Source organism: Streptomyces bohaiensis (assembly GCF_012033785.1).
Taxonomy (GTDB): Bacteria; Actinomycetota; Actinomycetes; order Streptomycetales; family Streptomycetaceae; genus Streptomyces; species Streptomyces bohaiensis.
In genome coordinates this window covers 1-5,722 of the sequence record NZ_JAAVJC010000294.1, presented here as the reverse complement: position 1 = coordinate 5,722, position 5,722 = coordinate 1, and the positions used below count along the sequence as shown (strand labels likewise).

Below are 5,722 nucleotides of genomic sequence, written 5' to 3'. Positions count from 1 at the left end.
CGACACCTACGGAGCGCAGGTCTCGGCGCTGCTGCGCGGCACCGGACTCCGGGGCCCGGTGGCCGGGTCGCGACCTGCCGAGGTGGGCTCCGCGACGGTGGCAGGGCTGCGGTCGGCGGGGGTGCCGGCCGCGGCGCGGCCCACGGGAGCAGCGGCCGAGACGGGCCCGGCGGCCGAGGCAGTGACAGCCGACGTGTCGGCCGAGTCGGGGCCGGCGGCGGGCGCGCCGGCTCCGGGGCGGCGGAGCACGGTTCGGGGCCGCGCGGCCGGACGAGGCTCACCGGCCGAGGCCGGTGCCGCCGACGCGCCCTGGTCCCCGACCGGGACGGACGTGGTGGACGGCGCCGCTCGCCGGCCCGTCGGGTTCGGGGTCGCCTGCCGTGGCGCGGCGGCTCCCGGGGCGGCCGGGGCTCGGCGAGGGTTCGGCAGGTCTGCCGAGGGCCCCGCCGCCGACCGGCCGGGCCCCGGGACGGCGGAATCGGACGTTCCGCGCGCGGCCACGGAGCCGGAGTCACCGGCCCGCGCAGCAGGCGTGCGGGTGGGGGTAGCCGCAGGGGGCGCCACCCCGGTCGGGGCGGGGGCAGCCGGCTCGTCCGGCCGCCGCTCTCCGCTGGTTCCGGCGCTCCGGGGCCCGGCCGGTCGGGGTGCGTCGGCCGTGTGCTCGGGGATCGTGCGCTCGGGGGCCGCGCCCCCGAGGGCGGACGGTCGGTGGAAGGGTGTCGGCCGCGCCTCGGCGGACGGCGCGCGGCCTCCGGCCCCCGGCCGCGCGGCGTCCGGTTGCGGCGCGGCGGCGTCCGACGGCAGGCGGCGCGCCCGTGCGGGTCCGGGGAACGGTCGGTCTGTCGGCGCGAGCCCCGCTGAGCGGCGCCCGGGGCCGGTGGCCGCCGTCACGGACGGGGGATCGACATCGGCCGGTATCTCGCGACGCACTCCCCCCGGCGCGACGGAGCCGTCGGCCGATGCGGCGTCACCGGCGCGTGTCGGCCCGTCCGTACCGGCCGCCCGCCCCGTGGTGCCGTGCGGCTGTGGCGCTGCGTCGGGGACCGTCTCCCCCACGCCGGGCCGGGGGCGCCGTCCGCCGCCCGCCGCGGTGCCGAATCTCCCGATGCTGTCGCGGTGCCCCGCCACCTCGTCGCCCTCCACACTGTTCTCGGTCGTTCCCTTGTGCTGCGCACTGCTCGCGCCGTCCACGGTGTCCACGCGGTCACCCTGCCGGGCGGTTCCGGGCAGGGGCGCACCGGGGGCGACCGCTGCAATTGCAGTGGCGCGGCGGGCCGGTCAGGCGTCGACCGACGCGGAGCCACGGCCCCGGGGTCACCCGGCATCGGTGCCGCTCCCCCGCCAGGCGAGCGGCATCATCACCATCGGTTCCGGCTGCTCACCGGCTTCCTGCACCGGCAGGCCGCGCTCCTCCGGCGGCTCGGCGTCCGCCGCTCCGCACGGCGCGGACCCGAACGAGGGCGTCGACGGCTCCTCCTGCGGTACCGCACCACCGCCGTCGGGTGCGGCTGCCGCCGCGAACGCGGGTACGGACGGCCAGGGACCGCCCGACGCCACCACCGCCGGAGCCACCCCGGGAGCAGGAGCTCCCACCGCCGCCTCCCCCCGCGCCGCCTCCCACCTCGGCCGCGGCTGCGGGGCCGCCACCGTCGCGGAGCCCACCTCGGCAGGTCGCGACCCGGCCACCGGGCCCCGGAGTCCGGTGCCGCGCAGCAGCGCCGAGACCTGCGCTCCGTAGGTGTCGAGCCCCTCGGCACCGCTGCCGGGCAGCCCGGTCAGCCGCGGCAGCAGATCCCCGAAGGCGTTGACCTCGCCCACGGCGACACGCTCCCAGTGCACGCCGGGCAGCAGGTCCACCCCGACACAGAGCGTCCCCGGGAACTGGGCCGCGGCGCGTTCGCAGACCGCGAGCGCCTCCTCCCAGACCGGGCCGGCAGCCCGACGCGCGGCATCGAGGTCGCCCCGCACACCGCCGAGGTGAAGGTTGGTCATCGGGGAACGGCCCGCGCGGAGGACGGCGTGGGTGGCGCGCCCCGCGACGACCACCACCCGCAGGTCGACCGGCCGGTCACCCTGCGACGCCTTGGGCCACCAGCGTTCGAGGTGCAGTCCGTCGGGCGCGAGCGCGTCGACCAGTTCGCCGATCTCCGCCTCGGCGGTGAGGGTGCGGACCCGCAGCGAGTTGAAGAGCCCGCCGTCGCGGTCCCGCTCCACGGAGGTGACGGCCTTGATGCGACCGCCCGGCCCCCACTGGACGGCGATCACTCCGGAGGCGGACGACCCGTGGGCGGGCTTGACGAAGAACCGCCGGAGCCCGGCGGCACGGACGTCGTCCCAGCCGCGCACCCGCGGCGCGGCGGGGCCCGAGGTGGGCGACTCGGGTACGGGCACGCCCGCGCCGCGCAGCACGCCGTGGCAGAGCCGCTTGTCGAAGAGGACAGCGAGCTCCTCGGGGTCGTCGAGCAACCGGGCGCCGTCCGCACGAGCCCGGGCCCCCACCGCGCGGGCCGCACTCGTGAACCGCTCGTACCAACGTGCGCCGCCCTCGACCCGGGTCGGGTCGCCCGCGCCGCGCAGCAGCGCGTCCACCGCCGGGTCCTCACCGGGTGAGTCCAGGCGCACGATCTCGTCCGGCGCGAAGCCGGGGAGCGCCGCGGCACCCTGCTCGTGCAGGGTCGTCAGCACCTCCTGCCAGGGCAGCACCCGCGGCGCGGGCAGGCCGGCCGCGCGGACCGCGGCGGCGTGCAGGGCGACGCGGCGGTTGTCCGGGTTGCCGACGACGGTGGTGCGGATCATTCGCCGACCGCCGCGTAGCGGTACCTGACGCAGTCGCAGTCGGGCCCGCCCTCCGCGCCCTCCTCGCAGTCGTGCTCCTCCTCCAGCTGCTCGTCGAGGTCGACCGCGACGCCGAGCGCCGACAGGTGTCGGCGGACGCGGCCCATCACCTCGTCGCTCATGAAGTGGTGCGAGAGGTCGAGCGTCTCCAGATGGGCGAGGGACCGGCCCGCCAGCAGCGCGGTGGCGCCGGCGTCGCCGAGCGCCCCCATGGAGAGGTCGAGCGAGCGCAGTCGCGGGAGGACCGGCGCGGTGGCGACGGCTGCGGCTATGGCGTCCTGGTACTCGCTGTTCTGCAGCCCGAGATGGCGAAGGCTCGGCAGCCGCTCACCGGAGAGGATCCCGGCGAGGTCGTCGACGGTCGAATCGGCGCCGTACTCCTCCTCCCCCATCCAGAGTTCGAGGTGGTGCAGCGACGGGAGGTCGGCGGCGCCCACGGCGCGGGCCGTGCTCGCGGGCAGGCCGCCGGTCTCGATGCGCAGCAGCCGCAGCGCGTCGTGGCGCACCGGGCGCAGCCGGACGCCGCCGCCGCGCACGACGAGTCGGCGGAGTCGGGGGAACGCCTCCAGCAGCGGGGTGACGTCGGACTGGGTGATCCAGGAGATCTCCGACTGCTCCCAGGGGATGTCGCCGAGGTGGAGGGCGCGGAGCTCCGGAAGGCGGCCGGCCGCCTCGCAGAGCAGCGCCACGACCTCCTCCGAGCCGTGGTCGCCGAGTTCGTCCCAGGTGCCGATGCGCAGCTCCCGCACCTCCCCGGTGCGGACGTGGTCGCAGAAGGAGCGGAAGACCTCCGCGAAGAGCGGGCTCCTCCGCTGCGAGCGGTCGAAGGAGACGTGCCAGGCGACCGCGGCGTGGTCGGTGACGGCGGCGGCCCCCTCGGGCCCGCGGTACGGCTCGACCGGCAGGTCGACGAACGGCTCGGTGCGGTCGTGGTCGGTCATGGCTCCCCCTGGGGGCGGTCCGCCGGCAGGGAGCCGCCGACGGGTCGAGGTGCTGTGGTGCGGTGGTGCGCGCGGCACGCGGGCGCCCGGGCGGGCCTGCGGCCGGACGGCACGGGCCCGGAGGGGCGGGCGGGGAGCGGCCCCGCCCGCCGCCCGCGCCGGACGGCTACTCGCCGACCGCCGAGTAGCGGTGCTCCTCGCCGCCGTGGACGTAGGGGTGCTGCTGGTCGGAGAGGTCCACCGCCACGCCGGCCGCGTCCATCGCGGCCTGGACGCGGGCGACACCGTCGTCGCTGAGGTAGTGGTAGGAGAGGTCGAGCGACCGCAGGTGCGCCAGGGACTGCCCGGCGAGCAGGGCGTCGGCGCCCGCGTCGGTGAGCGCGCCCATCGACAGGTCGAGCGTCCGCAACTGCCGGACGACCGGGGCGGCCGCCACGGCGGCGGCCACGGCGTCCTGCTCGTCGGCGTTGCGGAGACCGAGGTGGTGCAGGGCGGGCAGCCGGGTACCGGCGAGCACCCCCGCGAGGTGCTCGGTGGTGGTGGTGCAGCCGTAGCTTTCCTGGCCGATCCAGAGTTCCAGACGTTCCAGGGCGGGGAACCGGCTGTCGCCCACGGCCCGGGCGACCTCGCCGGGGAGACCGCCGGTCTCGATGAGCAGCGTGCGCAGCGCGGCGTGTTCGACCGGCTTCAGCACCAGGTCGGTGCCGCCGCGGATGCCGAGGACCTCCAGCGCGGGGAAGGCCTCCAGCAGCGGGGTGAGGTCGGACTGCTCGATCCAGGAGATCTCCGCCTCCTCCAGCACCAGGTCGCCGATGAACAGTGCCCGCAGCGAGGTCAGCCGGTCCTTGACCGCGAGGATGCTCTCGACGACCTGCGAGGAGTCGCTGTCGTAGACCTCTCCCCACGAGCCGATGACCAGCGCCGAGACCTGCTCGAGCTCCACCGTCTCGCGGAAGCGGCCGAACGCCTCCGTGAACGCCTCCTCCTCGTCGCCGTAGGGGTCGACGTGGACGCGCCACGCCACGGAGCCGTGGTCGGTGACCCCCGAGTGGTCCGCCGAGGGCGGTCCGAAGCGGCGGACCGGCAGGTCGTGGAAGGTGTCCAGATGCTGATCGATGGTCATGGTTCTCCAAGCGACGGCGCGTTCTCCCCCGTCATCGCACCCGGCGTCGTGACGAGTGGGGCTGATGCTGCCAGAGGCGACCGACAGCGGGGGCGAGCCTGTGGAAAACCGGCAGGAACACGCCGCGCCCGTGCACCGTCCGTCACAGCGGCGGTGCCGGCTGTGGACGACACGTCGCAGCCGCTGCCGGGGGGCGGCCTGAACACGCCGCCGCGAGCGGGTCCGCCCCACGGGCCGAACGGCGTTGTCGGACCCGGCTGTCAGGCTTCGACCATGAGGACGACGACGGGGGACAGCGGGGACACGGGCCGGCTGGGCGGTGCCGACCCGGACGGCGAGCGGTCCCGGGGCGCGCCCGCCCCGGGACCGCGGTGGCCGACGCCGGACACGGCCCGGCTGCGCGAGCTGGCGCTCGGCTCGCCGGTGGTGTCACCGGCGGGCGGCGGCGCGGCGCCGGGCGCCGCCGAGGTGGCGGCGGTCGAGCGGGTCACCGGGGAGCTGCCGCCGTCGTTCCGCTTCTGGCTGACGGAGTTCGGCGGCGGGCGGATCGGCGGCGCCGAGACGGCGGTGGTGGCGCCGGCGGGGTGGGAGGACGAGCACGACGCGGTCACCGCGCCGTGGCGGCGCGAGGAGCGGCCGGGTCTGCTGGCGTTCGCCGAGGAACCGGACGGCGACCGCTACTGGTTCGACGTCGCGGCGCGCCGCGCGGACGGCGAGTGCCCCGTGCTCCGCGACGCCGGGGACGGCCGCGGCCCGGTGCCGTTCGCCGCGACGTTCGCCGGGTTCCCGACGGTGGCGGTGGCGCTGGCCACGGGGCAGCGGG

At 77.3% G+C, this 5,722-nt stretch carries 3 protein-coding genes and 1 pseudogene; 1 reads left to right on the top strand and 3 read right to left on the bottom strand.

Annotated features, from left to right (window positions below; all coding sequences use genetic code 11):
- Positions 1-1,638 precede the first annotated feature (1,638 nt).
- From HCN52_RS21190 to HCN52_RS21180, 3 genes and pseudogenes are all read right to left on the bottom strand, one after another.
- Positions 1,639-2,796, bottom strand: a pseudogene (locus tag HCN52_RS21190) (STM4014 family protein); the annotation flags it as partial.
- Positions 2,793-3,776, bottom strand: a complete 984-nt coding sequence (locus HCN52_RS21185) for an STM4015 family protein (RefSeq protein ID WP_209314817.1) — start codon at positions 3,774-3,776, stop codon at positions 2,793-2,795. The gene HCN52_RS21185 and the pseudogene HCN52_RS21190, both read right to left, overlap by 4 nt.
- Before the next feature lie 166 nt (positions 3,777-3,942).
- Positions 3,943-4,899 (bottom strand): STM4015 family protein, encoded by a 957-nt coding sequence (locus HCN52_RS21180; protein ID WP_168090048.1) that lies wholly within the window; start codon positions 4,897-4,899, stop codon positions 3,943-3,945.
- 273 nt (positions 4,900-5,172) lie between these two features.
- On the opposite strand from HCN52_RS21180, the gene HCN52_RS21175 reads away from it, so the two are divergent.
- Positions 5,173-5,722 (top strand): SMI1/KNR4 family protein (locus tag HCN52_RS21175; protein WP_209314816.1); only part of this gene is annotated, 550 nt, incomplete at its 3' end.

Coding starts and splice junctions, on each gene's coding strand:
- HCN52_RS21185 (WP_209314817.1), bottom strand. CDS start 3,776: ATGACCGACCACGACCGCACCGAGCCGTTCGTCGACCTGCCGGTCGAG.
- HCN52_RS21180 (WP_168090048.1), bottom strand. CDS start 4,899: ATGACCATCGATCAGCATCTGGACACCTTCCACGACCTGCCGGTCCGC.